This window comes from Actinoplanes ianthinogenes, from assembly GCF_018324205.1.
GTDB classification, from domain to species: domain Bacteria; phylum Actinomycetota; class Actinomycetes; order Mycobacteriales; family Micromonosporaceae; genus Actinoplanes; species Actinoplanes ianthinogenes.
Map to the genome: position 1 here is coordinate 1843259 of NZ_AP023356.1, position 26427 is coordinate 1869685.

22 protein-coding genes, 1 tRNA gene and 1 pseudogene are annotated in these 26427 nt (G+C 71.8%); 13 read left to right on the forward strand and 11 right to left on the reverse strand.

All coding sequences use genetic code 11. The features are described from left to right. Positions 1 to 17: 17 nt before the first annotated feature. Positions 18 to 254 carry a hypothetical protein gene (locus Aiant_RS08465; RefSeq protein WP_189332567.1) on the reverse strand — a complete coding sequence of 79 codons (237 nt, stop codon included), beginning with the start codon at positions 252 to 254 and terminating at the stop codon, positions 18 to 20. Between the two features lie 137 nt (positions 255 to 391). On the opposite strand from Aiant_RS08465, the gene Aiant_RS08470 reads away from it, so the two are divergent. From Aiant_RS08470 to Aiant_RS08480, 3 genes are read left to right on the forward strand one after another with little or no spacing between them, the layout of a single operon-like run. Further along, entirely contained in the window at positions 392 to 3709 is a 3318-nt protein-coding gene (locus tag Aiant_RS08470) for an SCO7613 C-terminal domain-containing membrane protein (protein ID WP_189332566.1), read from the forward strand. 47 nt (positions 3710 to 3756) lie between these two features. After that, on the forward strand, positions 3757 to 4191 hold the full coding sequence (locus tag Aiant_RS08475; RefSeq protein WP_189332565.1) for a hypothetical protein: 435 nt from the start codon (positions 3757 to 3759) through the stop codon (positions 4189 to 4191). Between the two features lie 37 nt (positions 4192 to 4228). Further along, entirely contained in the window at positions 4229 to 5227 is a 999-nt protein-coding gene (locus Aiant_RS08480; protein WP_189332564.1) for a LacI family DNA-binding transcriptional regulator, read from the forward strand. Here Aiant_RS08480 and Aiant_RS08485 read toward each other — a convergent pair. From Aiant_RS08485 to Aiant_RS08495, 3 genes are all read right to left on the reverse strand, one after another. Further along, positions 5224 to 6003, reverse strand: a complete 780-nt coding sequence (locus Aiant_RS08485; protein ID WP_189332563.1) for a nucleotidyltransferase domain-containing protein — start codon at positions 6001 to 6003, stop codon at positions 5224 to 5226. The genes Aiant_RS08480 and Aiant_RS08485 overlap by 4 nt on opposite strands. Before the next feature lie 2 nt (positions 6004 to 6005). Further along, positions 6006 to 6461 carry an Asp23/Gls24 family envelope stress response protein gene (locus Aiant_RS08490; RefSeq protein WP_189332562.1) on the reverse strand — a complete coding sequence of 152 codons (456 nt, stop codon included), beginning with the start codon at positions 6459 to 6461 and terminating at the stop codon, positions 6006 to 6008. Positions 6462 to 7104: 643 nt separating this feature from the next. After that, positions 7105 to 7281, reverse strand: a complete 177-nt coding sequence (locus Aiant_RS08495; RefSeq protein ID WP_189332561.1) for a hypothetical protein — start codon at positions 7279 to 7281, stop codon at positions 7105 to 7107. Between Aiant_RS08495 and Aiant_RS08500 the strand changes: the two genes are divergently transcribed. Beyond that, positions 7280 to 7696, forward strand: coding sequence for an SHOCT domain-containing protein (locus tag Aiant_RS08500; RefSeq protein WP_189332560.1), 417 nt, complete (start codon positions 7280 to 7282; stop codon positions 7694 to 7696). The two genes, Aiant_RS08495 and Aiant_RS08500, sit on opposite strands and share 2 nt — an antisense overlap. A gap of 62 nt (positions 7697 to 7758) precedes the next feature. Further along, on the forward strand, positions 7759 to 8112 hold the full coding sequence (locus Aiant_RS08505; protein WP_189332559.1) for a nucleotide pyrophosphohydrolase: 354 nt from the start codon (positions 7759 to 7761) through the stop codon (positions 8110 to 8112). Here the strand turns inward: Aiant_RS08505 and selB are convergent. From selB to Aiant_RS08520, 3 genes are all read right to left on the reverse strand, one after another. Then, a complete protein-coding gene (gene selB / locus Aiant_RS08510; RefSeq protein ID WP_189332558.1) occupies positions 8099 to 9994 on the reverse strand; it encodes a selenocysteine-specific translation elongation factor in 1896 nt (631 codons plus the stop codon). The genes Aiant_RS08505 and selB overlap by 14 nt on opposite strands. 221 nt (positions 9995 to 10215) lie before the next feature. Next, on the reverse strand, positions 10216 to 11499 hold the full coding sequence (selA, locus tag Aiant_RS08515; RefSeq protein ID WP_189332557.1) for an L-seryl-tRNA(Sec) selenium transferase: 1284 nt from the start codon (positions 11497 to 11499) through the stop codon (positions 10216 to 10218). A 64-nt stretch (positions 11500 to 11563) separates the two neighbouring features. Then, positions 11564 to 11656 (reverse strand) — tRNA-Sec (locus Aiant_RS08520). 43 nt (positions 11657 to 11699) lie between these two features. Between Aiant_RS08520 and selD the strand changes: the two genes are divergently transcribed. Next, the gene (gene selD, locus Aiant_RS08525; RefSeq protein WP_189332556.1) at positions 11700 to 12689 is read left to right on the forward strand and encodes a selenide, water dikinase SelD; all 990 of its coding nucleotides are present in this window, start codon (positions 11700 to 11702) and stop codon (positions 12687 to 12689) included. A gap of 146 nt (positions 12690 to 12835) precedes the next feature. On the opposite strand, the gene Aiant_RS08530 is transcribed toward selD, so the two are convergent. Then, positions 12836 to 14260 (reverse strand): tol-pal system YbgF family protein, encoded by a 1425-nt coding sequence (locus Aiant_RS08530; protein ID WP_189332555.1) that lies wholly within the window; start codon positions 14258 to 14260, stop codon positions 12836 to 12838. Between the two features lie 466 nt (positions 14261 to 14726). Between Aiant_RS08530 and Aiant_RS08535 the strand changes: the two genes are divergently transcribed. Further along, entirely contained in the window at positions 14727 to 15173 is a 447-nt protein-coding gene (locus tag Aiant_RS08535; protein ID WP_189332554.1) for a hypothetical protein, read from the forward strand. 315 nt (positions 15174 to 15488) lie between these two features. Here Aiant_RS08535 and nrfD read toward each other — a convergent pair whose 3' ends face one another. The 3 genes and pseudogenes from nrfD to fdh form a co-directional block, all read right to left on the reverse strand. After that, the gene (nrfD, locus tag Aiant_RS08540) at positions 15489 to 16385 is read right to left on the reverse strand and encodes an NrfD/PsrC family molybdoenzyme membrane anchor subunit (protein ID WP_189332553.1); all 897 of its coding nucleotides are present in this window, start codon (positions 16383 to 16385) and stop codon (positions 15489 to 15491) included. Between the two features lie 11 nt (positions 16386 to 16396). Next, positions 16397 to 17356, reverse strand: a complete 960-nt coding sequence (locus tag Aiant_RS08545; protein ID WP_189332552.1) for a 4Fe-4S dicluster domain-containing protein — start codon at positions 17354 to 17356, stop codon at positions 16397 to 16399. A 19-nt stretch (positions 17357 to 17375) separates the two neighbouring features. After that, positions 17376 to 20552: pseudogene (gene fdh / locus Aiant_RS08550) on the reverse strand (formate dehydrogenase); the annotation flags it as partial. Between the two features lie 1275 nt (positions 20553 to 21827). On the opposite strand from fdh, the gene Aiant_RS08555 reads away from it, so the two are divergent. The 6 genes from Aiant_RS08555 to Aiant_RS08580 all read left to right on the forward strand — a co-directional run bounded on the left by Aiant_RS08555 (position 21828) and on the right by Aiant_RS08580 (position 26345). Further along, positions 21828 to 23666 (forward strand): hypothetical protein, encoded by a 1839-nt coding sequence (locus tag Aiant_RS08555; RefSeq protein ID WP_189332549.1) that lies wholly within the window; start codon positions 21828 to 21830, stop codon positions 23664 to 23666. Positions 23667 to 23844: 178 nt separating this feature from the next. After that, the gene (locus Aiant_RS08560) at positions 23845 to 24222 is read left to right on the forward strand and encodes a YbaB/EbfC family nucleoid-associated protein (RefSeq protein ID WP_189332548.1); all 378 of its coding nucleotides are present in this window, start codon (positions 23845 to 23847) and stop codon (positions 24220 to 24222) included. After that, positions 24219 to 24539: a type VII secretion target gene (locus tag Aiant_RS08565; RefSeq protein WP_189332547.1), complete on the forward strand. Its 321-nt coding sequence runs from the start codon at positions 24219 to 24221 to the stop codon at positions 24537 to 24539. The genes Aiant_RS08560 and Aiant_RS08565 overlap by 4 nt, the downstream gene beginning before the upstream one ends. Next, the gene (locus tag Aiant_RS08570; RefSeq protein WP_189332546.1) at positions 24536 to 25228 is read left to right on the forward strand and encodes a WXG100 family type VII secretion target; all 693 of its coding nucleotides are present in this window, start codon (positions 24536 to 24538) and stop codon (positions 25226 to 25228) included. Before Aiant_RS08565 ends, Aiant_RS08570 begins: the two co-directional genes overlap by 4 nt. A gap of 3 nt (positions 25229 to 25231) precedes the next feature. Next, on the forward strand, positions 25232 to 25903 hold the full coding sequence (locus Aiant_RS46845; protein WP_189332545.1) for a CdiA C-terminal domain-containing protein: 672 nt from the start codon (positions 25232 to 25234) through the stop codon (positions 25901 to 25903). Beyond that, a complete protein-coding gene (locus Aiant_RS08580; RefSeq protein ID WP_189332544.1) occupies positions 25893 to 26345 on the forward strand; it encodes a SitI3 family protein in 453 nt (150 codons plus the stop codon). Before Aiant_RS46845 ends, Aiant_RS08580 begins: the two co-directional genes overlap by 11 nt. Positions 26346 to 26427 lie beyond the last annotated feature (82 nt).

Below are 26427 nucleotides of genomic sequence, written 5' to 3' on the forward strand. Positions count from 1 at the left end.
TGATCCGCGGCCTCGGATCAGGTGTCGCCGGCGTCCTTCCTCCGCACCACCGCCTCCCACTGACCTGCGAGACCCAGGTCCACGACCTCGACCTCCGTGTCGTCGTCCACGGGGACGTTGCAGAGCAGGCGCAGGGTGTCTCTCGGGTTCGCCATCAGCAACGCCTTGAGCAGTTCCTCGAATCTGCGGTCTGCCGCCGGTGTGCCGGACGTGGTGCTTTCTGCGGATCCCTGTTCGGGTTCAATGGATGGCATGGGACAACTTTACGCGGAGCAGGTGACTAGCGACAAGGGGCAGGGGCGGTGATCAGGAATTACGGCTTGCGGGGGTGGGTGAGACTGACGCGATGAGCACCGCTGTCGATACGTATCCGTGCCCGCACTGTTCGGCGGTGGCGTCGGTGACGCAGGGCTGCCCGGGGTGCGGGCGGGGACCAGACACGGATGCGGTCGAGGTGATCCGGCTCAACGTCGAACTCGAGGGGCTGCACAAGCGGCTTCGGGCGGCCCGGAACGAAGTGATCACGCTGGAGGCGTGGATCGGGGACGTGGCGGCGCGGCGGAACGCGGCGGCGCAACGAGTCCGGCAAGCGGTCCGGGCGGGGCAGGCTGCTGCTCCGCGAGCGGTGCGCACCGGGCGGGAGGACCCGGATCCGGAGCCGTGGGGCGGGCGGCCGTCCGGCGTGCTGGAGGAACGCCGGCTCACCACCCTCACCGCGCAGAACGTGCTGTTCGCGCTCGGTGGACTGCTGCTCGTCGTGGCGGCGGCCGTCTTCACGGCCGTGGCCTGGGCGCAGGTCGGGGTCGTCGGGCGAGCGGCGATCCTGGCGATCGCGACCGGGGCGATCCTGGCGGTGCCGCCGTTCGCGGTGCGGCGGGGTCTGACCGGCGCGGCCGAGACGCTCGCCGCGGTCGGGCTGCTGATGATCCTGCTGGACGGATACGCGGCCTGGGCGGTCGACTTCCTCGGCGTACGCGCGATGGCGCCCGCGGCCTACGCGGCGGTGGTCTGCGCGGTCGCTTCCGGGACGGCGTTCGCCTACAGCAAGCTGGTCCGGCTGCCGGGGCCGCGGATCGCCGCCCTGCTCCTGGTCCAGCCGGTGGTGCCATTGATCGCGGTGGCCGCGGACGCCGGCGTGACCGGGTGGTCGGTGGCGCTGACCGGGGTCGCCGCGGTCAACGTCGCGGTGCTGTGGCGGCTGCGATTCGCTCCGGCCGGGGCGGGCCTGGTGGCGTACGTCTGCGGTTCGATCGCCGCGGCCTGCGCCGCAGCCGCGGCCGTCGCCGACCTCACGATGGCGCGCAGCGCGAGCGGGGCAGCGGCGGCCGGTGGGGCGCTGGTGCTGGTCACGGCGGTGGCGACCGGCGCCGCGGTGCTCGCCCGGCACCGGACCGCGCAGACCGTCACGGCCGGGCTGCTCACGATCGCGACCTGCGTCGCGGTGGCCGGGTGGGCCTTGTTGATCAGTCCCGGTACGCCCGTCCTCCGCCTCGCCGTGATCGCCCTGGCCGTCGCCGTCCCCGCCGCGCTGCTGCGCACCCGGTTGCCGGAGCCGGTGGGGCAGGGGCCGTGGGCCGGCGCGCTGCTGGTCGCCACGGTTCCCGCCGCCGGGGTTCTGGCGGCCACCGTGCGAGCCGTGGTGAGCAGCGCCGAGGCCGCCCGGCCACTGCTGGCGGCCGGGTGGGACGTGACGGTCAGCGGGGCGGGCTGGGATCTGCCGGTCGCGGCGGTGGCGGTGCTCTCGGCGTACGCAATCCTGCTGCCCACCCTGCCCCGGGCGGACCTGGCCCTGGGCGGCCTCGCTGTGGTGACGCTGCTGGCGCCGGCGGCGCTGCGGCTGCCGTGGTGGAGCGCCGCGGTGCTCGGGACGATCGTGGCCGTGGTGGCGCTCGCGCTCGCGGCGCGGGCCCGCGACGTGCGCGGTCTCGACGTGCGGCTCGCGGTGTGCGTGATCCTGGGCGGGCACGCGGTGGTGGTCGCTTTCGGGGCGGCCGCGGTCGTGGCCGGGGTGTGCGCGACGATCGCGCTGGCCGGCGTGGGTGTGGCGGTGCTCGTGCGGTCCGGGCCGCGCCGGGCGGACGTGGGGGCCGGCGGGCTGACCACCGGGTTGCTCGCGATCGGCCCGGCGGTGTGGTTCGGGCTGCTGGCGGTGGAGGCCTCGGCGACCGTACGGGTACGCGCCCTGCTCGTGGTGACCGTGGCGCTGTGCCTGGTGGCGCGGCGGACGCCGGGGTATGTGGCGCAGGTGACCGGGGTGGCGCTGCTGTTCGCGGCGGGCGCGCCGCTCTGGGGGATTCTCGGTGACGACCCGGTCTCGTTGTCTGCGGCGGCCGGGTTGTTGCTGGTGGCGTCGCTGACGGCGGTGCCGCAGGGGCGTGGTCCGGGGTCGCTGGGCGCGGCGGCGGTGCTGGTCGCCGGGCTGGTCGTCGCGGCCGGGCCGGACCTGCTCGCGGTGCTGGTCGATCCGTATCGGGCGGTGGGGTCGGCCTGGTCGGGGGTGGTTCCGGAGCCGGCGCCGGGGTCGTGGGCGACCGTGGCAGCGGTGCTGATGAGCGCGGTCGCGGCGTGGTTCTCGATGAAGGCTCTCGGCCACGCCGTCTGGGCGGTCGCGCCCCTGGCCGGCCTCGCCATCCCCCTCACCGCCGCAGCCGCTGACGCCCCATGGCCGGCAGTTCCGCTGACGACCCTCGTCACCGGCCTGGCCGGCCTCATCGCGGGCACCCTGCTGCCGGTGCCCGCCCCGTGGCGAACTCCCCTGCTGGTCGCCTTCGGCTGGCTGGCCGGCGCCGGCCTGGCCGGCACCACCCCGCTCCAGGGCCCCATGCTGGCCGCCTTCGCCCTGCTGGTGATATCGGGCGCGACGATCGGCACCGCCGCCCGCGACGAACCAGCCCGGATCACCGGCTGGACCGTCGCCGGCCTGTCCCTGTCCGTGGTCGCCTACACCGCCGCCGACCTGGCCACCCGCCAACCCGCCCTGCCCGTCCTGGCCGCCGCGGCCGTCGCCGCGACCCTGGAGTGGTTCCTGGCCGCCCGCCGCCCGCGCGAGGCTCCCGCCCTGGCCGCGGTGGCCCACTCGACAGCCGTGATCGCCCTGCTGATCGCCGGGACACCGGCCCGGGCGGCCCTGATCGCCACCCTCTGGTCCCTGGTTCTGGCGATCCGCGCCCTGCGCCCCGCCGAACACCGAGCGATCCGCGCCCGCTACGCGCTGGCCGCCGCCGCATGCGCCCTGCTCGGCTGGTGGTTGTTCCTCACCTCCCGCCACGTGGGCACCGTCGAGATCTACACCGTCCCGGCCGCTCTGGTGGCCCTGGCCGGCGGCTGGCAAGCCCGCCGATCCCGCCTGGAACTGCCGTCCTGGACCGCCTACGGCCCCGCCCTGGCCGCCGGCTTCCTCCCCAGCCTGGCGATCATCGCCAACAGCGACACCGGCGACCCCCAATACCTGCGCCGCCTGGTGCTGGGAGTCGGCGGCCTGGTGGTCCTGATCATCGGCGCCCGGGCCCGTCTGCAGGCCCCGGTGATCGCCGGTGGCACCGTCGTCGTGCTGATCGCGCTGCACGAACTCGTCCGGTTCTGGGACCTCGTCCCCCGGTGGGTGCCGCTCGCGATCAGCGGCCTGTTGCTCGTCGGCATCGCCACCACGATGGAGCAGCGCCGCCGCGACGTCCTGCGGCTGCGCGACGCGGTTCGCCGGATGAGCTGACCACCCGGGCCCGTGCCCGACCGCGCACGCTCGTCGTTGAGCCGGGCATGTCTCGCACGCTTGTCATCGCCGCCACCGCCCTCGCCGTCACCCTCGCCGGCTGCTCCAGCGGCTCCGACTCGACGATCGCCCCGGCCGCGCAGAACTCCCCGCCGCCGGTGTCCGGCCAGTCGCAGCCTGACCTGCGGGCCAGCATGGAGGCGCAGCTCGGCTTCCCGCCGAAGCCGGACGAGCGGACCACGCAGGCCTACCTCGCCGACCTGAAGAGCATCGACCCGGCGCTGGTCTCCTCCGGCGATCCGGCCGCGCTGGTGAACCGTGGCCGTGACCAGTGCCGCGACCTCAAGGTCCGCCCGGAGAAGGACTGGACGGCCGCCGCCAACCAGCGTTTCACCACCCCGCAGGCGCCGGAGGGGCTGGGCGCGGCCGCCGCCGCGCGCATCATCACCGTGGTCCGGACCCGGCTTTGCCCCACCTTTTGACGTTGACGCCGTAACCGTCCATGGAAGATGGTCGGTCATGACCTCCGAACGGGTGACCATGGTGGCGATCGCTCAGGCCGCCGGCGTGTCCGTCCCCACCGTCTCCCGGGTGCTGAACGGGCGGGACGGCGTCTCCCCCAGGACCCGCGAGCGGGTCGAGGGCCTGCTGCGCGAGCGGGGTTACCGGGCCCGGCACGCGCAGCACTCGGCCCTGATCGACGTCGTCTTCCCGGAGATCACCTGCGCCTGGGAGACCGAGCACATCCGCGGCATCGAGGCGGCGGCCTCGGCGGCCGGCGTCGGGATCGTGGTGAACACCCTGTGGGGCGGCGGCGACGCGACCGGCCAGCTGCTGCGCCGGTTGCGGGGCGGTCGCACCGACGGGGTGATCCTGGCCGCGCAGAGCGGGACCGATGCCATGCGGACCGCGCTGAGCAGCCTGAACGTGCCGGTCGTCGCGCTCGACCCGGCGAGCCCGGTGTCCGCGGAGATCCCCACGGTCGACGCGGCCAACTGGGCCGGCGGGCGCAGCGCCACCCGGCACCTGCTCGGCCTGGGGCACCGGCGGATCGCGATGATCGCCGGTGCCCCGAACCTGCGGTGCAGCCGGACCCGCCTCGACGGTTATCGGGCCGCGCTCGACGAGGGCGGTGTCGCGTACCGGCCGGACCTGGTCGAACACGGCAACTTCGACTTCGGCTCGGCGCTGGCCGCCGGGCTCCGGCTGCTGGACCGGGCGGACCGGCCGACCGCGATCTTCGCCTCCTGTGACCGGATGGCGCTCGGCGTCTACGAGGCGGCCCGGCGGCGGCGGATCCCGATCCCGGAGCGGCTCAGCGTCGTCGGTTTCGACGACCTGCCCGGCGCGAGCTGGGCGTCACCGCCGCTGACCACGGTCCGCCAGCCGCTGCGCGACATGGGCGGATACGCGGCCGGCGCCCTGCTGTCGCTGGTCCGTGGCGAGCCCCTGACCACCCCGTACGTCGAGATGACCACCAGCCTGGTGATCCGCGAGAGCACCGCCCCGCCGCACTAGTCGTGGCGCTGGGCGCCCATCGACAAAACGGTCAGGTCCGCGAAGAGCTCCTCCGGAACCGCATCCACCAGCCGCCGCCAATACCCCGCCCCGCAGCCCCACGCCGCCGCGATCGCCTCCCGCACCGCCCCGGGATCCGCCGCCGAGGCCGTAGCCCGGCCCAGCGCCGCCACCACCGGCCCGGGCAACTCCTCCTCCGCCGCCCGGGACGGCGTCAGCCAGTGCTCCGTCCGCCCCTCGGCGAGCCGCACCATCCACAGCAGATGACGCTGCACCTGCCCCAGCGCGTCCACCGCCCGCAGCAACTCTCCGCGCTGCGCCACCCGGTGCGCGAGCACGAGCCAGTTCGCGAACCGCCCACACAGCTCCGCCGGATCCGGCAGCTCCGGTGACGAGGGCAGCGACGCCAGCGCGGCCCGCAACTCCCCGGTCCGATCCACCACGATCATCCGGCCGAGGTCCGCGCTGCGAGCCGGCCACGTCCGCACCGACCCGATCTCGTCCGCCGTGGCGAAGTGGAACTCCCCGCGCACCAGCCCCGGGAAGAACACCACGTGCGACCCGAACTCGTTGACCACCACGTGCCGGAACGGGGCGATCATTTCCAGCCACCCCACCGGATTGGGCTGCGCCGAACCGAAGAACAGCCAGAACTCGATGTCGCTGTGCTCGTCCGCCTCCCCGGCCGGGAACGACCCATAGGTCAGCGCCGCCACCAGGTCGTCGTCACCCCGGCAGAGCTCGCCGACCCGCCGGATCAGCTCGTGCTGGAGCACGCTCAGGCCATCAGGATGTCGTCGACCTTGACCGTGCAGTTGCTGACGTGCACGCCGTACTTCTCCACCGCCTCGATCACCCGGCCGCGCACCTCGCTGGTCACCTCGGACATCACCTCGCCGGCCCGCAGGCAGAGCACCACGGTGATGTCCACGTCGATGCCGTCCACCTTGGCCGTAACCCCGCGCGTCGCGTCGCCGACCTTGTCCAGGCCGACCTTGTCGAGCACCGAGTTGAAGAACCGCGCCACGTCCCCACCGAGCTCGGCCACCCCGGGCACCGACCGCGCCGCGGCGGCGGCCAGCTTCTCGATCACCTCGCGCTCGAAAACGGTGTCCCCGCGATAGGCCGCGACCTCGATCACCTCGGCCCCGCCATGCTGCGGCGGCACCGGCTTCACCACCGCGGGAAGAAACATCTCCTGGGTACGGTCCGCACGCAACTCGGACTCATCCATCGAGCGATCCCCTGTGTCCACCAGGCGGAGCCTACAAGAGATCATTTTCTTGCTCCCCCGCGCTCTCACCCCACCACCCTTCAAAATCTTCATCTACGCGCGCCCAGCGTTCTACAGACCGCACGCTCCCGCGCGGGCCGAGGCCGGCGATCTGGCCGCTGACGCGTCCAAACCAATCGCCGCCCTCTTCACTGTCCGCCGCTGCTCCCGGAGATCAACCCCCAGCTGCCCCCCACCGCCCTATCCAACCCCCGAATAGGGCCACCAACACCAGCCCGACACCCCCCGGCTGGCCCCCACCGCCCTAACCCGTCCCCAGATAGGGCCACCAGGACCAGCCCGACACCCCCCGGCTGGCCCCCACCGCCCTAACCCATGCCCGGATAGGGCCACCAGGACCAGCCGGACACTTCCCGGCTGCCCCAGCGCCCTGGGCAGACGCGGGACGGGGCCAAGCCGCTTGACACCCCTGGCACCTGGGATGCTTTCACCGTCTGCGGGTGCTCACCGAACCCCAAACCCGCTCAGACCCACAGGCTTACGGCATCAGCTCAGGTTCATGGTCTTGCACCCCGCGACTTCTCCTTCGTGGAGGATGAACGGGCCACCGGCGGCTTCCCCGAGCGCGGCGTGGATCAACATGTCAGGCGCGGTCCAGCCGGAAGTGGTGATACCGCCCCTGATCCCGGACGCCCTTGCTGACCTCGCGCACCGCGAGCCGATTCCGCGCCTCATCGACGTTCATCACCCGACTCCAGGACAGAAATGGTCCGTTGCGGATGAGGTAGAGGGTGACCGTCGAGCGGTGCACTGTGTCCATGTTCGATAACAACGGATCGTTCCTGCTGGCAACACTGGAATTCTTCATCTTCCTGGCTTGGTTCATGTGCTTGTTCTGGATCTTCGGTGACCTGTTCCGGAGCAAGGACCTGGGCGGCCTGGGAAAGACCCTCTGGACCCTCTTCCTGATCTTCCTGCCGGTGATCGCGATGCTGGTCTACCTGATCGCCCGCGGCAACGGCATGACCGAGCGCTCGATGCAGGCCGCGGTGGAGTCGCAGAAGCGCCAGGAGGCCTACATCCGGCAGGTGGCCACCCCGGCCCCGGCCCAGGCGTCCGGCGCGGCCGGCGAGATCGCGGCCGCCAAGGAACTGCTCGACGCGGGCACCATCAGCGCCGCCGAGTTCGAGCAGCTCAAGAGCAACGCCCTGCGCAAGTCCCCGGCAACCGCCTGACCTCGGCCCACGGCGACGGCCCTCCCGCCGTCGCCGTCGGCTGACGGCTACGATCGTCGGTCGTGCCGAACGTCGAGGACCTGACCGAACGGGTGCGCGCCTTCGCGCACGAGCGGGACTGGCAGCAGTTCCACACCCCGAAGAACCTGGCGATGGCCCTGGCCGGCGAGGTCGGCGAGCTGCTCGCCGAGCTCCAGTGGCTGACCCCGGAGCAGTCGGCGCAGGTGATGGCCGACCCGGAGCTCGGGCCACGGGTTCGGGCGGAGATCGGCGACGTCACCATCTATCTGGTGCGGCTGGCCGACGTCCTCGGCATCGACCTGGTCCAGGCCGCTCTCGCCAAACTGGCCGACTCCGCGACCCGCTACACCGTCGAGGCCGCCCGAGGCCGGGCCGACAAGATCAAAGACGCTTGACGGTACGCCGATCGCCCGCCCCCCGCTGCGTGACACCGGTCCGGTCCAGCAGCTCCAACAGCGGCACGGCGACCCGGCGACTGGTCCCGAGTGCCTGCCGAGCCTCACTCACACTGAACGGCTGCGGCAACTCCGCCAGAATCGCCGCGGCCCGCCCCGGCCCATCGGCGGGAAGCACCACCTGAGGCGCCAGCTGCACCACCAGCCCGAGCCGAACCGCCGCCCCGATCTCCCGAACCCCGATCCCCAGCTCCGCCAGCCGCCCACTCTCCGGCGCCACAAACGGCCGCTCGACATCAAACGCCGCCCGAACCGCCTCCCGCAGCGCCCCCACCGAACCCGCAGTCCCTCCCGGAGCCGCAGGCATTCCCGGGGCCGCAGGCATTCCCGAGGCCGCAGGCCCGATCCGCCCGCCCTGCAAGCTCATCGGTGCCTCCACTAGCGCCTCGACAAGTCGCCGATCCGGCAGCCCGAGCCGATGCCGCATCGTCTCCACCGGAACGCCCGTTTCCAAAGGATTTTTCGCGACATAGTCTGTCGCCTCGGCGACGAGCCGCGCCCCCAGGGCCGCCCAGTAGCCGGGATCCACGAACCAGTCCCCCACCACGACCGCCACGACCGCAGCATTCGCCGCCTGCCCGGCAGGCCCAGGATCCGCCGCCAAGACCGCCGCGGAGCGGGCCGTCCGGGAGGTACTCGCCGCACGGCCGGGCAACGACTCGGCGAAGCCCATCCGGAGCAGGTCGTCGCGCTGGATCAATCGGCGTCGCCGCAGTTCGCCGACCAGGTCGGGGCTTCCGTCCATCTCGGCCAGTTCGGCCGCGCGGGCCGCCCCCGATCCCCGCCGCCGCAGGCTCGGTGGCGCGACGTCGAGCACGGTCACCCCGCCGGCCACGTGGTGCCGCCCGGGATCCCGCAGCAGCGCCCGGTCCCCGATCCGCAGCGGCAACGCCCGGCCCAACCGCAGCCGGGCCGTGTCCACCCCCAACGGCCGCACCCGCACCGGCACCGCCGCCGACCCCACGTGCAGCGTCACCGTCTCCGGCAGCGCCGCCACCGCGTCCCCGCGCACCCGCACGTCGACCACGTCGGTGCTCCGGAACCGCCCCGGCGTCAGCAGCGCCTCTCCCCGCCCGACCAGCTCTTTCTCCACCCCGCGCAGGTTCACCGCCACCCGGGCCACGGCGCCCGCCTCGGCCACCGCCTGCCCGAGGCTCTGCAACCCGCGCACCCGGACGATCCGCCCGCTCCCGGCCAGCTCCAGCTCGTCCCCGGCGCGCAGAACCCCCGCCCCGAGCGTCCCGGTGACCACCGTCCCCGCGCCCCGGATCGTGAACGCCCGATCGATCCAGAGCCGCACCGCCCCACCCGCGTCCGCCGTCGGCAGTCGTCCGACCAGGCGATCCAGCGCGGCCCGCACCTCATCGATCCCCGCACCGGTCACCCCGCTGACCGCCACCGCCTCGACCCGCCCGAGCGAGGTCTCCGCGATTTCCGCCAGCGCCGCCGCCGTGGCCGCCCGCGGATCCGCCAGGTCCGCCCGGCTCACCACCAGCAGCCCATGCTTGACCCCGAGCGCGTCCAGCGCCGCCAGATGTTCCGCCGACTGCGGCATCCACCCCTCGTCCGCCGCCACCACGATCATCGCGGCCGGCACCGGCCCGACCCCGGCCAGCATGTTCGGCACGAACCGCTCATGCCCCGGCACGTCCACGAACGCGACCGTCTCCCCCGACCCCAGCGCCGTCCAGGCGAACCCGAGGTCGATGGTCATCCCCCGCCGCCGCTCCTCCGCCCACCGGTCCGGCTCCATCCCGGTCAACGCCCGGACCAGCGTCGACTTCCCGTGATCGACGTGCCCCGCGGTGGCCACCACATGCATCGTCAGACCAGCTCCCCAGCAGCCGCGGAAGAGGCGAACGCGGCAAAGGAGGACGCCGCCAAGGCAGAGGAAACCGCGGAGGCCAGGCCGGCGCACGCGGCCCACACTGCCCGCCGGGCCCACGGGGCGGACAGGGCGAAGACAACGCACGCGGCCCAACGGGCCGACGGGGCCGACGCGACGAACGAGGCGAACGCGGCAACAACCACTACACACATGGTTCAGTCCCCCGCCGCCAGGATCGCGCGCAGCACCAGCTCGTCGGCCGCGGACGGTACGCACCGCAGGTCGAGCAGCAGGCGCCCCCGTTCGACCCGGCCGACGACGGGGGGATCCGCGTGACGCAGCGGCTCGGCGTACGCCAATGGCAGCGACAGTGACCACGACGCGAGCTGGAGTTCCGGCGCGCCCCCGCCACCGACGACCGCGACCGACGGGATCACCTCGGCCCCGGCACGGTCCAGCCGCGCGCACAGGCGAACCGTGCGTTCCCGCAGCTCCTCGGGGTCGTAGCGCAGCGCCTGCCAGGTCGGCGGCACCGGCCCGGCGACGGTCGCCTCCAGCGCGGCGAGGGTGAGCTTGTCCACCCGCAACGCGCGCGCCAGCGGATGCCGCCGCAGCCGCTCGACCAGCGCCGCCGAGCCCAGCAGCAGCCCGGCCTGCGGGCCACCGAGCAGCTTGTCCCCGCTCGCGATCACCAGGTCCGCGCCGTCGCGCAGGGTCCCGGCGGCGTCCGGCTCGTCCGGCAGCAGCGGATCGGCCGCCAGCAGCCCGGAACCGATGTCCACCACCACCGGCACACCGAACCCGGTCAGCGACCGCACCGGGGCGGCGCTGGTGAAGCCGCGCACCACGAAGTTCGACGGATGCACCTTGAGGATGAACCCGGTCTCCGGCCCCACCGCCGCCGCATAGTCCGCGGGCGACGTGCGGTTGGTCGTGCCCACCTCGCGCAGCCGCGCCCCGGTCGACTCCAGCAGGTCGGGCAGGCGGAACCCGTCGCCGATCTCGACCATCTCACCGCGGCTGACGACGATCTCGCGACCGGCGGCGAGCGCGGTGGCGGCCAGCACCAGGGCGGCCGCGCCGTTGTTGACCACGTGCACCGCCTCGGCCCGGGGGACGGCGGCGGCCAGGGCGGCGAGCGCGGTACGCCCACGGCGCGCCCGTTTGCCGCTGCTCAGATCGAGCTCGACGTCGGTGGCCCCGCTCGCCGCCACGATCGCATCGACCGCCGCGGATGAAAGGGCAGCCCGGCCGAGGTTCGTGTGCAGCACGACGCCGGTGGCGTTGAGCACCGGCCGCAGGCCACCGGCGGTGCCCGGCAGGCCCGCCACGGCCGCGTCCGTCACGTCCTCCGGGGCCAGCTTCCCGGCCCGCGCCCGCTGCTGAGCGGCGTGGACGGCGGCCTTGACCGGCTCCCGCCCGAGCCGCTCCGTCGCGGCCCGCAGCCGGGGATCGGCCAGCACCACGTCCGTCCGGGGAATGTCCCGTCGCCGATCCACGCAGACCTCCCGTGCCGCGAAGGAGACGAATGCCGTGGCGGCGACAGACCTCCCGGGTGATGAACGGAGGCGGACGGGAATCGAACCCGCCTGACCCGGATACCGGGTCACGTCGGTGTTGAAGACCGCGAGGAGCACCAGCCGCCTGAACGCCTCCGTGATCACCGTAGCCGAAGCTTGCCGTCATAGTGTGTGTCGTTATGACGCGTCTGACGCAGTATGCGCACGGTGGCGGTTGCGCCTGCAAGATCCCTCCCGGTGAACTGGAGCAGATCGTTTCCGGTCTGAGCGGCGCGCAGCCGGACGCCAACGCGGATCTGCTGGTCGGTGTGGACGGTGGCGACGACGCCGCGGTCGTCCGGATCGCCGGCGGCACCGCGGTGGTGGCCACCGCGGACTTCTTCACCCCGGTCGTCGACGACGCCTACGACTGGGGCCGGATCGCGGCCGCCAACGCGCTCTCCGACGTCTACGCCATGGGCGGCACCCCGGTCGTCGCGGTGAACCTGCTCGGCTGGCCCCGCGACGTGCTCCCGATGGAGCTGGCCGCCGAGGTGCTGCGCGGCGGCCTGGACGTGGCCCGGGCGGCGGGTTGCCACGTGGCCGGCGGGCACAGCGTCGACGACCCGGAGCCGAAGTACGGCATGGCGGTCACCGGGATCGCCGACCCGGACCGCCTGCTGCGCAACGACGCCGCCCGCCCCGGCCTGCCGCTCACCCTGACCAAGCCGCTCGGCATCGGCGTGCTCAACTCCCGGCACAAGCAGACCGGCGAGGTGTTCCCGCAGGCCGTCGCCACGATGACAGAGCTGAACCGGGCCGCCTCCACCGCCGCCCTGGCGGCCGGTGCCCGCGGCGCGACCGACGTGACCGGTTTCGGTCTCCTGGGCCACCTGCACAAGCTCGCCCGCGCCAGCGGCGTCACCGCGCGCGTCGACGCGGCCGCCGTCCCCTACCTCGACGGCGCCCGCCAGGCACTCGCCGACGGCTACGTCAGTGGTGGCACCCGCCGTAACCTCGACTGGGTCCGCCCGCACCTCGACACCGGCGCCCTCACGGAGGACGAGTTGCTGCTGCTCGCCGACGCGCAGACGTCCGGCGGCCTGCTGATCGCCGGCGAGGTCCCCGGATATCCGATCATCGGCGAACTGCTCCCGGCCCGGGAGGGCATCACGCTCACGGTCCGCTGAAACGCTTTCGGTACGCCCGGAGCACGGTCCCCGGCGGGTGGACCGGAGACCGTGCTCCGGGCGTACCGAAAAGCGGTTTTGATCCGCATGACGAGAAAGCGCCACCCGGCCGTCGTGCTCGGCCGGGTGGCGCTCCTGTCCCGCGCTTACTTGACGATCAGTTTCTGGAACTGCTTCGTCACGTCGGACTTGCTGACGTCGACGTCCATGTGACGCGGCGGCCCGAGGTCGGTGCCGAACGCCGACTGGTAGTGCACCGTCTCCGGGCAGGCGGACCCGCCGAACTGCATCGTGCCGCTGTAGACCACTCGGGCGGTGCGGATCTCGATCGCCTTGACCGACACCTTGACCTTGTGGAACGTCACCTTGTAGCTCGGGCCGGACCCGTAGTTGCTCCGATAGCTGCACGTCTGCACCGAGGAACCCTGCGCGTCGGCGCCGATGCAGACCACCAGGGTCGCGTTCGTGACGTCGCCGGCCGACCAGGTCTTCGGCAGCACGCCGGACTGCCCGGAGTTGCCGTAGAACAGCGCCCGGTTGGTGCCCTTGCCGTACGGCTTGGCCGCGCTGTACTTCGACGGGCTGCTGCAATACGTCGGATTGCTGCTGCCGCTGCCGGTGGCCAGCTTCTCCTTGACCGTCTTCAGCTCGATCTGGAGGTTGGCCTTGGCGATGCCCTCCTGCGCCTTCGCCTTGCCGGCGTCGTTCGGGTACGCGTCGATCAGGTGCTGGTAGACACCCCGGGCGTCGGTCCACGCGCTGAGCGCCATGAACGAGTCGCCGCAGCTGAGCAACGCGGCCGGCTCCTGCTGGGGCACCAGGTCGGCGGTGCGGTCCAGGGTGTTGCTGGTCTTCGGCCGCTTCGCCAGCCAATCCATGATCGTCGCCGTGTCGCAGCCGTCCTTGGCCGGCAGCTGGGTCATGAACTTGTCGACGACCGCGTCGGCCATCTTCTCGTGCCCGGGCAGCGTGGCCAGCACCGTGTTGATCTGGTTGAAGCCGGTGTTCAGCTCGGTGATGTCGGCCTCGGTGACGCCGGAGGTGAGCGTCTCGCCGGCCTCGGTCAGCTGACGGCAGGCCTTGACCGTGTCGTCACCCTCGGCGGCCAGGGGAGCGTCGGCCATCCGCAGGCCGAGCCACACCTTGTCCAGGCTCTCCATGGCGTGCTTGCAGTCGCCGCTGGCCTTCGCGTCGGTGACGGTCTGACCGATGCTGCCGGCCTGCACCCGCAGCAGGCCGAGCACCAGCAGCACGACCGCGGCGGCCGCGCCGCCGACGATCCGCTGGCGGAGCCTGGCGGCCGGCTCGACCGGGCCCTTGGCCAGGAAGTAGCCGTGCGCGATCATCGCGGCCCACCAGAGCACGACGACGATCTCGATCAGCACGGTGTGCACCGACGGGACGACGAAGAACAGCAGGATGAAGCTGGCCAGCAGGGTGATCAGGCCCAGGCCGACCCGGCGCATCATGAAGTAGCCGATGCTCAGGAACGACGCGTTGGCGATCGCGACGGCGATCTTGTCGGCCTTCTTCGGCTCTTTCGGCGGGGGCGGCGGCATCGGCGGGGCCATCGGGGCCTGCCAGCCCTGCTGCGGCTGGGGCGGCCAGCCCGGCTGCTGCTGCTGCGGTTGCTGCGGCCAGCCCGGCTGCTGGGGCGGCGGCGGCCAGCCCTGCTGCTGACCGGGCTGCGGCTGTCCGGGCGCGGGCCAACCGGGCTGCGGCTGACCAGGCTGCGGCTGACCGGGCTGCGGCTGACCAGGCTGCGGCTGACCGGGCTGCTGGGGCCAACCGGACTGAGCCTGACCGGGCTGGGGCTGACCGGGCTGGGGCCAACCGGGCTGCGGCTGAGCCGGCTGCTGGGGCCAGCCCTGGGACGGCTGCTGCCAGCCCGGCTGCTGCGGCGGCGGGGGCTGCCAGCCGGGCTGAGGCGGCTGCGGCGCGGGATGCTGCGGCCAGCCCTGCTCCGGAGAGGGCGGCTGCTGGGTCCAGGCCGGCGGCGGCGGGAATGCCGTCGTCGGCGGGTCCACATCAGCCGGTGTGGCCGGTGGCTCGGCCGGCAACGCTGTGGTCGGCGGCTCGGCGGGCGTCGGCGTGGTCGACGGCTCGGCGGAGACCGGGGCGGCGGAGACCGGGGCGGTCGGCGGCTCGGCCGGCAACGCCGTGGTCGGCGGCTCGGCGGGCGTCGGCGTGGCCGACGGCCCGGCGGACACCGGGGCGGCGGACACCGGGGCGGTCGGCGGCTCGGCCGACAGCGCGGTGGTCGGAGGCTCGGCGGGCGTCTGCGGCTCAGCGGACTTCGGCGCGGCCGGCGGCTCGGAAGAGACCGGGGCGGCAGAAACCGGGGCGGCGGACACCGGGGCGGTCGGCGGCTCGGCGGACACCGGCGCGGTCGGCTGGTCGGCGGACACCGGCTCGGCCGGCTGCTCCGCCGGCGTCGGTGTGGTCGGCGGCTCCGGTTCGGATGCGGACTGGGGCTGCGGCTGACGCGGCACCTGCGGCGGCTGCCCGTCACCGGACGGCGGCGGCTGTGGTGGTTGCCAACCCGACGGCGGCTGGGTCATAGTGCTCCCCCGAGCTGAAGACGTGCGGACAGGGTTCGACGGATAACAGATCGACCAACGCGAATAGTCAACAATTTTAGAACGATCAATGGCGTTCAGCGCGACTGCATCGATCCGTCATGTCCATTTCCTCCCCCGTGGGCGACGGGCAATCCATCGACCAGGACCGCAGCGTACCGAACCCACGCCAGGAGTTTCCCTCCGGGTATTCCAGGAGAAATGCAGCTTCGAGCGAGATTTAAGCGATTTTCCCGGAATGGCGCTGTGGTACCACCGTGTACTTCGGATCCACCGCCGACGCGACCCCACCCTCGAAGATCCCGAACCGGGTGGCGAGCGACGCGGTGAGCAGCGACAAGCCGGACAGCGCCGAGACCACCCGGCTGCGCCGGCCGAGCACCGCGCCGGCCACCCCGGCCGCGGTCAGGACGCGCCCGGCACGCAACAGCCGGCCGGGGCGGCCCTGGGCGTACGGTTCACTCAAAACGCCTTTGCTCGTCTCGACCCGATGGGCGCCGTAAAGTTCGAGCGCCGCGCCCAGCACCGCCATCCGCCGGGCCGGCCCGGCCTGCGCCACCGGCGCCGCGAGCAGCCCGACACCGGCGCCGCTGGCCAGCGCGCTGCCGCCGAAGATCAACGGCAGTTCCGGGTACGCCGCGTGCCAGCTCGGCGTGGCGGTGTCGGCGAGCAGCACCGCGGTGTAGGTGGCCAGGGCCGGCGCCACGGCCGCCGCGCCGTACTGCCCGGCCCGCCCCAGCGTCCGCAGCCCGGGGATCCGCGGGGCCACCTCGGCGGCGGCCGAGATCCCGGCGGCGGCGCCGAACGCGCTGAGGATCCAGGTGCCCATCGACATCGGCGAGGTCGGTTTGACCACCCGCAGCATGTGGTGGAAGCGGTCCGGCCGGCCCAGGTCGTTGATCAGGAAGTAGGTGCTGGCGCCGAGCGCCGCGAGCGCGGTCAGCCGGCCGGCGCGGCGCAGCGCGGGCCGCCCGGTCGCGTCACCGCCGGCGGCCAGCATCGCGGAGCCCGCGGCGAGACCCCCGGTGAACAGGTAGGCCGCGATGTCGTGGGTCCAGACCGCGGGCCGCACGATCGGCCGGCCGTAATAGGAACGGAAATCCGCTGCCGGCACCATCGGCCGATCCTTCACGGCTTCCCTCCCAGGAACGACACGACCACCGCGGCGGCCATCGCGAGTCCGGCCAGTCCGGCACGTTTCCACATCTGCGGCAGGTCGCGCGTGGTGACGACCGGGTCCGGCGGCAGGCCGTACACCTCGGGCTCGTCGAGGAGCAGGAAGAAGGCGCCGTCCCCGCCGACACCGTCGTCCGGATCGTGCCCGTAGAGACGAGCCTCGGTCACGCCCTGCTCGTGCAGTTTCTCCACCCGGTGCCGTGCCCGCCCGCGCAACTCGTCCAGCTCACCGTATTGAATCGACTGGGTCGGGCACGCCTTCGCGCACGCCGGCGTCAGGCCGTCACCGATCCGGTCGTAACACATCGTGCACTTCCACGCCCGGCCGTCGTCCTTGCGCTGATCGATCACGCCGTAGGGGCAGGCCGGGATGCAGTACCCGCACCCGTTGCAGATGTCCTCCTGCACCACGACCGTGCCGAACTCGGTGCGGAACAGCGCGCCGGTCGGGCACACGTCCAGGCAGGCGGCGTGCGTGCAGTGCTTGCACACGTCGGACATCATCAGCCAGCGGAAATCGCTGCGCGGCGCGTCCGGCGTGCGTCCGGGAAGATCGTGTCCGGGCATCCCGAGGAATTGCGGTCCGCCGCTGGTCGCGGCCTCCGCGAAGACATCAACCGATTTGGGTACGCCCGGAGCACCGGCCCCGCGGTCCCCGGCGACCGCCGGCTGCTCGATGAACGCGACGTGCCGCCACGAGTCGGCGCTCAGCCCACCCGTGTTGTCGTAGGAGTGCCCGAGCAGCTGGAACCCGTCGTCGGGCACCGCGTTCCACTCCTTGCAGGCCACCTCGCACGCCTTGCAGCCGATGCAGACGCTGGTGTCGGTGAAGAAGCCCATCCGCGGCGGCGCCTCCGGATACCCCGCGTCGGGCGCCGGATCGAGCGGGCCGTACAGGCTGTTCTTCCCCACCTCAGTGCTCCCCGGTGTCCAGGCCGGCCCGTTTCCGGTACCCGGCGACGTACGCGAGCAGTTCCGGCCCCCGCGGCCGGCGGCCCGGCCGGATGTCACACGTCCCGACCTTGCTCTCCTGGATCAGCACGTTCGGGTCGAGGGTGATCCCGATCAGGTCGTTCGCGGAGTCGCCGGTGACCAGCCCGGAGCCGCCCCAGTGGTAGGGCAGCCAGATCTGGTGCAGCACCCGGCCGTCGACGCGCAACGGCCGGAGCCGATCGGTGACCAGCACCCGGGCCTCGATCGCGGCGCGGGCGGTGACGACGTGCGCCCAGCCGAGGTGCTCCAGCTCGCGCTCGGCGGCCAGCTGCGGGGAGACCTCGACGAACATCTCCGGTTGCAGCTCGGACAGGTACGCCAGCTGCCGGCTCATGCCACCGGCGGTGTGGTGCTCGGTCAGGCGGCTGGTGCTGAAGACGTACGGAAAGACGTCGGACGTGGGGTTGATCGGGTTGTCCGGGCGGTCGTAGGTCTTGCGGGTCGGGTTCGCCTGCTGCCCGTACAGCGGGTTGCGCACGGTCGACTCGGCCGGCTCGTAGTGCGTCGGCATCGGGCCGTCGATCAGGCCGCTCGGCGCGTACAGCCAGCCTTTCCCGTCGCCCTGCATGATGAACGGGTCGTCGCCGGCGATCGCCGCGACACCGGACGCGCCCTCCGGCGGGCGGTAATCGGGCGCCTTCGTCTTCTCGAAGTCGGGCACGTCGTAACCGGTCCACTCGCCGGCCTCGGCGTCCCACCAGACGTACTTCTTCCGCTCCGACCACGGCCTGCCCGCCGGGTCCGCCGAGGCCCGGTTGTAGAGGGTGCGGCGGTCGGACGGCCAGGCCCAGCCCCACTCGGCGGCCACCCAGTCCTGCTCGTGGCCGGGTTTGCGGCGGGCCGCCTGGTTCACCCCGTCCTTGAAGACGCCCGAGTAGATCCAGCAGCCGCAGGCGGTCGACCCGTCGGCCTTGAGCGCGGTGAAATTGGGCAGCGGCTTGCCGGTGGCGACCTCGTACCCGTTGATCTCCCTGAGCACGCTCTCGCCGTCCTCCGGGTCGTAGTCCCAGTTCAGCTTGAGCACGGCCGCATCGCGGGGCAGCGTCGAGCCGGCCAGCTTGGCCTTCACCATGCGGCCCAGCTGGGAGAAGAACCACAGCTCGGAGCGGCAGTCGCCGGGTGGGTCCAGCGCTTTCTCGCGCCACTGGAGCAGCCGCTGCGTCTGGGTGAAGGTGCCCTCCTTCTCGGCGTGCGAGGCGGCCGGCATGAAGAACACCTCGGTCCGGCACTCCTCGGGGACGATCTCGCCGGTGGCGACCTCGGGGCCGTCCTTCCAGAACGTCGCCGACTCGATCATGAACAGGTCGCGGACCACCAGCCAGTCCAGGTTCGCCATGCCGAGCCGCTGGGCCTTGCCGTGCGCGGAGCCGACCGCCGGGTTCTGGCCGAGCAGGAAGTACCCCTTGATCTTGCCGTCGATCATGTCGAGGACCTGCTGATACGTACCGTGATCGCCGGTGAGCCGGGGCAGCCACCCGAACCCCCAGTCGTTGTCCGCGGTCGCGGACTCACCCCAGTAGGCCTTGAGCAGACTGACCGCGTAGGCCTCGGCCTCGGCCCAGAAACCCTTCTGCTCCGGGTGCCGGATCGCGTCCACCCACTGGCGGAACGTCTCGTGCTGCGTGTGGTGCGGCATCGGCAGGTAGCCCGGCAGCAGGTTGAACAGGGTCGGGATGTCGGTCGAGCCCTGGATGCTGGCGTGCCCGCGCAGCGCCATCACGCCGCCGCCCGGACGGCCGATGTTCCCCAGCAGCAGCTGGATGATCGCGCCGGTGCGGATGTACTGCACACCGACGCTGTGCTGGGTCCAGCCGACCGAGTAGACCAGGGCGGTGGTGCGCTCCCGGCCGGAGTTGCTCGTCCACGCCTCACAGACCTCGAGGAACGTGTCCCGCGGCACGCCGCAGACCCGCTCCACCACCTCCGGGGTGTACCGGGCGTAGTGCCGCTTGAGGATCTGGTAGACGCAGCGCGGGTCGGTCAGCGTCGGATCGCGGGGCACGTCGGCGGGCACCGGCGGGCCGTGCGACTCCTGCTCCAGGCCGGAGGCCGTCTCCCGGTCGATGTGTGTCTGCTCATGGTCCGGGGCAGTGTCGTGCTGCCCCTGATACGCCCAGCTGCCCTGGTGATAGGCGCGGTTGCCCGGGTCGTAGCCGGAGAACAGCCCGTCGAGGTCCTCGGTGTCCTGGAACTCCTCGCTCACGATCATGGACGCGTTGGTGTACGCCACGACGTACTCCCGGAAGTCCTTCTCGTTCGCCAGGATGTAGTTGATCACCCCACCCAGGAACGCGATGTCAGCCCCGGCCCGCACCGGCACGTAGCTGTGCGCGAGCGCGCTGGTCCGGGTGAACCGCGGGTCGATGTGGATCACCTTGGCGCCGCGGTTCTTCGCCTCCACGACGTACTGGAAACCCACCGGGTGGGCCTCCGCCATGTTGGAGCCCTGGATGATGATGCAGTCGGCGTTCGCCAGATCCTGGAGGAATCCGGTGGCCCCGCCACGGCCGAAGCTGGTTCCCAGACCGGGAACGGTGGCGGAGTGTCAAATGCGCGCCTGGTTCTCGATCTGCAGTGCGCCCAGCGCGGTGAACAGCTTCTTGATCAGGTAGTTCTCTTCGTTGTCCAGGGTGGCGCCGCCGAGGCTGGCGATGCCCATCGTCCGGTTCAGCGGGTGGCCCTCGGCGTCGGCGTCCTCCCACGTCTCGGCGCGCGCCTTGAGGACCCGGTCCGCGATCATGTCCATCGCGGTGTCCAGGTCCAGCTCTTCCCAGTCGGTGCCGTAGGGACGGCGGTAGAGCACCGTGCGCTGCCGGCGGTCGCTGGTGACCAGGCTCTTGCTGGCCGAACCTTTCGGGCAGAGGCGGCCCCGGGAGATCGGGCTGTCCGGGTCACCCTCGATCTGGGTGACCTCGCCGTCCTTCACATAGATCCGCTGGCCGCAGCCGACCGCGCAGTACGGGCAGACCGAGCGGGCCACCGAGTCGGCGGTCTCGGTGCGGGCGGTCAGCGCGCGGGTGCGGGCACTCTGGACGGCGACGCCGCGCCCCAGTGGGTCGGTGCCGGTGAGCTGCCGGTAGACCGGCCAGCCCTCGATCCAGGTGCGCACCCCCATGCGATCGACCCTAACCCGGCACCGACGACCCCGCACGGTTCAGCGAACGTGCCAGATACCTGAATCGCTGGGCGATTGTCGGCCGTCGTCACTAATATCGTCCCGTCCGGTTACGGACGGGAGGTATGGATGGATTCGGAGCGCAACGACGCGGAGCGGGCACGGAGCCCGGGGCCGTGGGACACGCCGCCGCCGAGCAAGGGTGGTCCCGCGCCGTCGTCCGCGGATCCCCCCGTGCCCGCTCCCCCTACGGTTTCGTCTGCCCCTCCGGGCTCGTCTGCTCCTCCGGGCTCGTCTGCTCCTCCGGGTTCGCCGGCTCCTCCGGATTCGCCGGCCCCTCCGGACTCGTCGGCCCCTCCGGGCTCGTCGGCCCCTCCGGGCTCGTCTGCTCTTCCCGGCTCGCCGGCCCCTCCGGGCCTGCCCGCTCGTTCGGGTTCGTCGGCTCCTCCGATCAGTCGTTCGTCCGGCAAGCATCGGAGGCCGACCGTTCCGAGGCAGGCCTCGCCGCCGCCCGAGCCGTCGCCACCCGCGGAGTCGCCACCCGTCACGACAACCCGGCTGGCCAATCCGTGGGCGTCGGCGGCGCCGCCCCGGGCCGCGAAACCTCCCACCCCGCCGCACCGTCCGGACTCGGCGAGTCCGGTGCCGCTCAGTCCGGACTCGACCAGTCGGGCGCCCCGCATTCCGGATCCGACCGCTCCCGCACCCCGCCGGCCGGAGCCTGTCGCGCCCGCTCCGCGCCTGCCCGAAGCGCTGACGCCCCCGCCGCAGGCACCGGCGCCTCTCACGCCGCCGCCGCACGCTCCGCCGTCGGCCGGACGATCGTCGCCTGCCTGGGCCGCGCCACCCGCCACACGGCCCGTCACGCCGACGCCGGGCTCAGCGGCCACCCCGCCGGTCACTCGGCCCGCGGGGCCCGCCTCCCAGCCCTTGGCACCACCTTCCGCCCGGCCCGTCGCGCCGCCGCCGACTCCTTCGCCGCCGCGGCGGCCACCCTTCGGCGCTCCCGAGGTCCCTCAGTCGCCGCCCCTCCCCGTTCCGGAGGTTCCCCGGCAGCGCGCCGAGACCATCTCCCGGCGAGAACATCCGCCGGAGGCACCGGCCGTTCATGCACCGCCACCGGCCGTTCATGCACCCCCGCCAGCCGTTCATGCACCGCCGCCGGCCGTTCCCGCACCGCCGCCGGCCGTCTATTCGCCGGTTCCGGGACACCAGCCGGCCCCGCCGCCGGGTGCTTGGGAAGCGCCGCCCGGCCGGCCGCCGCACGTACCCGACATGGTTCTTCCGGCCGTACCCCAAACGACCGAAACCGCGATCGAAGCGCCCCCGGACTCGCCTCGGCGACATGTCCTGCTGATCGGCATCGCGTTGCTGGTGGTTCTCGCCGCCGCCGGCGGCCTCGTTTACCTGCAGACCCGGTCCGATTCGTCACCGGATCCGAAGGCCGCCGCGGCGCAGGCCGCGACCGCTCTGCGCGGACAGGACGCCACGTCGCTCAAAGTGAGTTTCTTCGACCAGACCGGTTTGGACGTGACCGGCGATCTGACCGTCACCGCGGGTGGGACCGCGCAGGGCACGCTCACCGACGCGGGCGGCGGAAAGGCCGATTTCCGCGCTGCGCGCGCGGACACCGCGGTCCGCGGGGACAAGGCTTGGTGGGCACGTCGCGACGCCGCTCGGGTCGCTGCTCTCCAAGGCGTTTGGGTACGCCCGAAAGGCCTCGCCTTTCCGGTCGAAACAGCCGCCCTGCAACCCGATTCCCTGGCCGGGATGATCGACTGGGTCCGCAGCGGCGGAACGGCGGCCACCGACGTGCGCACCGTCGCCGGGCAGCCGGTGGTCGGATTGCGGCGCGGCGGCTGGACGTTCCTGTTCAGCAGCGCCGAGCCGCATCGGCTGGTGTGGTTCGGCGGTGCGGTCCAGGATCGCGCGCCGATCGCCCCGCTCCAGCCGGGTAAACCGATCAACTATCGGTCGTCGCAGCTGACCCCGCCGACGCCGCCCTACGTGAGCGCGCTGGTGAATCCGCCGCCGGAGAACGCCGAGGTCGCCGATTTCCCGGACGCCGCCGTGGTCGAGGAGAACGCGACGGCGAAACGGCCGGCTTTCGAGGTGGAGGTCAATGCGACCACCTGCCGGACGACGACCTGCACCTGGTCGGTGACGGTGACCAACACCGGGACGGCCGCGGGCAAGGCCTCGGTGGTCGCCTCGGTATCACCGGGAATGACGCAGACCCAGGTCACCTCGCTCGGCACGCTGCAACCAGGAGCGATCGCGACCACCGCGACAATGAGTTTCCGTAACCCGGCGCCGACCAACCAGGACGTCTCCGCGGACTATCGCGCCGAGGTCTTCACCGAGCAGTTGCACGGCCCGAATCTCAAAGTGATGCGCCGTCTGCAGGAGGACGGCGTCGTCGTCGGCCGCTCGGAACTGCTGAGCGGGCTCGATCCCAGCCAGTTGCCGACGGTGTTGCTGGCCCTGGACGCGATGCGGAAAGCACCTCATTTCGACGCCGACAAAGCGGTCCAGGCGATGGAGGACACGGTGACCTACGGCGGTTTGCCGGAGGTCGGTGAGCTGATCGGCTCCGGGCGCCTGGAGAACCCCGAAATTCTCTACCCGAAACTGCAGAATCTCATTTTCGAGTACGACACCGGGGCGCCCGGAACGCCGGTGCACGAGAAGCTGGGCTCGCGGCGGCAGTTGCAGATCGCGGCCGCGATGCTGCGCCAGGATCCGCAAGCGCGGGTGGCGCTCGACGGGACCGAGGTGGTCGACGGCAAGAAGTACCGGGCCGATGTGCTGGTGCACTCCGGCCGGCAGACCGTCGCGATCCAGACCAAGTCGGTGAGCAGCGATTCGGTCAGCACGAATCTCCAGAGCGCGGTGAAGGAGCTGCAGCAGGGCGCGCCGCCGGGAAGCTCCCGGGCGGTGTGGCTCTATCTGGAGGCGCCGGCGGGATATCCGCATGCGGCGGCCCGGGACTATTTCGACGCCACGTTCCGCAAAGCGGGCTCGGACCTCTGCAAGCGAGTCGACGAGGTCGTCGTGGTCAACCAGAGCGGCGTGCAGCGGTGGACCAAGCAGCAGCTGCCCGGCTGCGGCTGACGGCGACTCTCCGTAGTTATCCACAGGCATAAATTTCGTTGTCGCGACGTGCCGGGCGATCGCCTAGCGTCGAACCCGGCCGGCCAGCCAAGACCCTTCGGACCACCCGCACGGGCACCCGCGACCGTCGCGGGTGCCCGCCGATTCTTCGCGGACACCCGCGATGAGGGAGCTTCGCATGGCCTCGAACGTGGAACCCCTGCTGGAGCCGGGCATGGCGCTGGACCGCATCGCCGCCTGGCAGCACGACATCGACAGACTGGTCACCCGGACGCGCGCGATGAGCGCCCGGCTGGCCGCGCTACGGCTCACCCTGAGCGATCCTCGCCACCTGGTCGAGGTCACCGTGGACGCGCAGGGCATGCTGATGGACCTGCGCTTCAGCGCCCGCGTGCCGCACCTCGCCCCCGACACCCTGTCCCGGACCGTGCTGAGCACCCTCGCGGAGGCGCGCCGCCAGGCCACCGACCGGGCCGTCGCCGTCATCACGGACACCGTCGGCGCCGACTCGGCCGCCATCCGCGCCATGGTGACCGGCACCCCTGAGCAGCCGTGACAGCCCCGGGCCGGGTGCTCGTCGACGCTGCCCAGCTCCGCCGGCACGCCGGCACCCTGCGGGGCTTCCAGGATCGTTTCGACGCCGTCCGAGCGGCGAGTGCCGCGATCACCGAGGACCACGCGGCGTTCGGGAGGCTGTGCAGCTGGCTCCCGGCGATCCTGGCCGCGCGGCACCGGCGCCAGGCGGAGTTGACCGACTACGTCGCCGAAAACCTCGACTTCCTGATCCACGACCTGGAGTCCACCGCCACGGACTACGAGACGACCGACCACCGATCCGCCACCACCATCCGCAACGCGGGCGGGCCGGCATGACATCGCTCATCGCCGCTCCGGAGGCGCCGGACGCGGCGATCGGCGCCACGGTGATCGGGGACATGGCCGACCTCGTCACCACCATCCGAGGCGGCGACTGGGTGGACAGCGCGCTGACCGGAGCCACCACCGGCCTCAGCGTGGGCTCCGTCGCCATCGATCCCTTCGGCTCCCTGCTGGCGAACGGTCTCGGATGGGCGATGGAGTACTTCGAGCCCCTCCGGCACCTGCTCGACGAACTGACCGGCGCGCCGCAGCAGGTCAGCGCCCACGCCGCCACCTGGGAGAACATCGCCGGCTCCCTGAACGACGCGGCCACCGGCCTGCGTCACTCGCTGGCGGCCGACCTCCCGGACTGGCAGGGCACCGCGGCGGAGGCGTACTCGTCGATGATGTCGCACAACGTCGCGGCTCTGGGCATCCTGAGCGGCACGGCCTCCGCCATGTCGGCCGCCACCGAGGCCGCGGGAAACCTGGTGCGCTTCACCCGAGACCTGGTCCGCGATCTGATCGCCGACCTGGTGGCCCGGGTGATCGTCTGGGCGCTCGAGGCCATGGCCGTGGTCACCCTCCCGGTGGTCGCCACCCAGATCGTCCTGGCGGTCGCCAAGTGGGCCGCCCGGATAGCCGGCTACACCACCGCCCTCACCACCAGCCTCACCAACCTCTCCCACCTCATTCACGGGTAACTCATGTCTCGGTCGAAGAGACCTGAAGGTGAGAACAATTCACCGCGCGGCGGACGCCACCATCAGAGCGGCGGACCCGAAGCCCGTAACGTGTCGGCAGGTCACTCGAACGCGCAACAGATCAGCCGGGGCGGCCGCTCCGGCGGTAAACAACCCATCACCGACCCGCATCAGGCAGCCAATCCCCTCATCACCCAACCGACCGGCACGAAGGGCGGCACTCCGACCGGCCCGCGCACCGAAATCGATCGCGACCAGAACGAGGAGGGCCGCCGATCAATTGGACGCGAAAACGAGGCTGCCTCGCTCCTGGCCGCAAACGGTTACCGGATCCAGCAGAATCCCAGCAAGGCCGAGATAGCTCAAGCACGCCAAGCACACGGGGATCTTGGCAGCCCGATGAAAGATCCCGACTACATACTTGAAGGCCGAGTATTCGACTGCTATTCGCCGAATCCGGCCACAAACGCGCGCAACGCATGGAGTGAGGTGAGAGACAAAGGAGAGGACGGGCAGACGCAGCGCGTCGTGATGGACCTCAAATACTGGAAAGGTGACATGTCGATGATATGGCGACAATTCCGGGACTGGCCCCTCCCTAAGATCAAAGAGGTAAAGATGATCACCCCTGATGATCAAATCATACAGATCATCCCTCATCCGGATGAAACGTGAGAGCGAATACATGGCGATCGAGTATCGGCTGATAGTAGCCACCCGAAACCCTGTCGAGGATCTTGCCAATAGGGCCTTCCCCGATCCAGACGAGCACATGAGCGGCACGCCACCACTTCTTCTCACAGACCTGAACGAAAAATACGGCTTCGGTGTCACCGCCTATGCCGGGCGGGATGGCTATCTGGAAGCCGAAGCCGACAACGGCATGTGGGAGTGGAAGCCATCCGCATTCGTGCGGTTCACCTTTCATATGAACAAGAAGGCCAGTTTAGGTCCTTCCCTACGGGCAATGGTTGGTGTAGTCGAGCGTGTGCTGGATTCAGGAGCCGAGGACGTCTCTTTGGACCTGAACGGGAACTGGCTGCTGCTTACCCGGATCGACGGGGTGGTCACCAAGCACAAGCAGGCCGACTGGTGGGACGTGCACGGTCTCTCATAGGAACCGCCGACACCCGCAGCCCCGCCCCCACCGGGATGTGGCGTGAATCGCCCGATGTGCGGATCAGCAGGCACACTCCGTA

Coding starts and splice junctions, on each gene's coding strand:
- Aiant_RS08570 (WP_189332546.1), top strand. CDS start 24,536: ATGACATCGCTCATCGCCGCTCCGGAGGCGCCGGACGCGGCGATCGGC.
- Aiant_RS08580 (WP_189332544.1), top strand. CDS start 25,893: ATGAAACGTGAGAGCGAATACATGGCGATCGAGTATCGGCTGATAGTA.
- Aiant_RS08555 (WP_189332549.1), top strand. CDS start 21,828: ATGGTTCTTCCGGCCGTACCCCAAACGACCGAAACCGCGATCGAAGCG.
- selB (WP_189332558.1), bottom strand. CDS start 9,994: ATGCATGTGGTGGCCACCGCGGGGCACGTCGATCACGGGAAGTCGACG.
- nrfD (WP_189332553.1), bottom strand. CDS start 16,385: ATGGTGCCGGCAGCGGATTTCCGTTCCTATTACGGCCGGCCGATCGTG.
- Aiant_RS08465 (WP_189332567.1), bottom strand. CDS start 254: ATGCCATCCATTGAACCCGAACAGGGATCCGCAGAAAGCACCACGTCC.
- Aiant_RS08475 (WP_189332565.1), top strand. CDS start 3,757: ATGTCTCGCACGCTTGTCATCGCCGCCACCGCCCTCGCCGTCACCCTC.
- Aiant_RS08500 (WP_189332560.1), top strand. CDS start 7,280: ATGTTCGATAACAACGGATCGTTCCTGCTGGCAACACTGGAATTCTTC.
- Aiant_RS08490 (WP_189332562.1), bottom strand. CDS start 6,461: ATGGATGAGTCCGAGTTGCGTGCGGACCGTACCCAGGAGATGTTTCTT.
- Aiant_RS08495 (WP_189332561.1), bottom strand. CDS start 7,281: ATGGACACAGTGCACCGCTCGACGGTCACCCTCTACCTCATCCGCAAC.
- selD (WP_189332556.1), top strand. CDS start 11,700: ATGACGCGTCTGACGCAGTATGCGCACGGTGGCGGTTGCGCCTGCAAG.
- Aiant_RS08530 (WP_189332555.1), bottom strand. CDS start 14,260: ATGGCCCCGCCGATGCCGCCGCCCCCGCCGAAAGAGCCGAAGAAGGCC.
- Aiant_RS08480 (WP_189332564.1), top strand. CDS start 4,229: ATGACCTCCGAACGGGTGACCATGGTGGCGATCGCTCAGGCCGCCGGC.
- Aiant_RS08560 (WP_189332548.1), top strand. CDS start 23,845: ATGGCCTCGAACGTGGAACCCCTGCTGGAGCCGGGCATGGCGCTGGAC.
- Aiant_RS46845 (WP_189332545.1), top strand. CDS start 25,232: ATGTCTCGGTCGAAGAGACCTGAAGGTGAGAACAATTCACCGCGCGGC.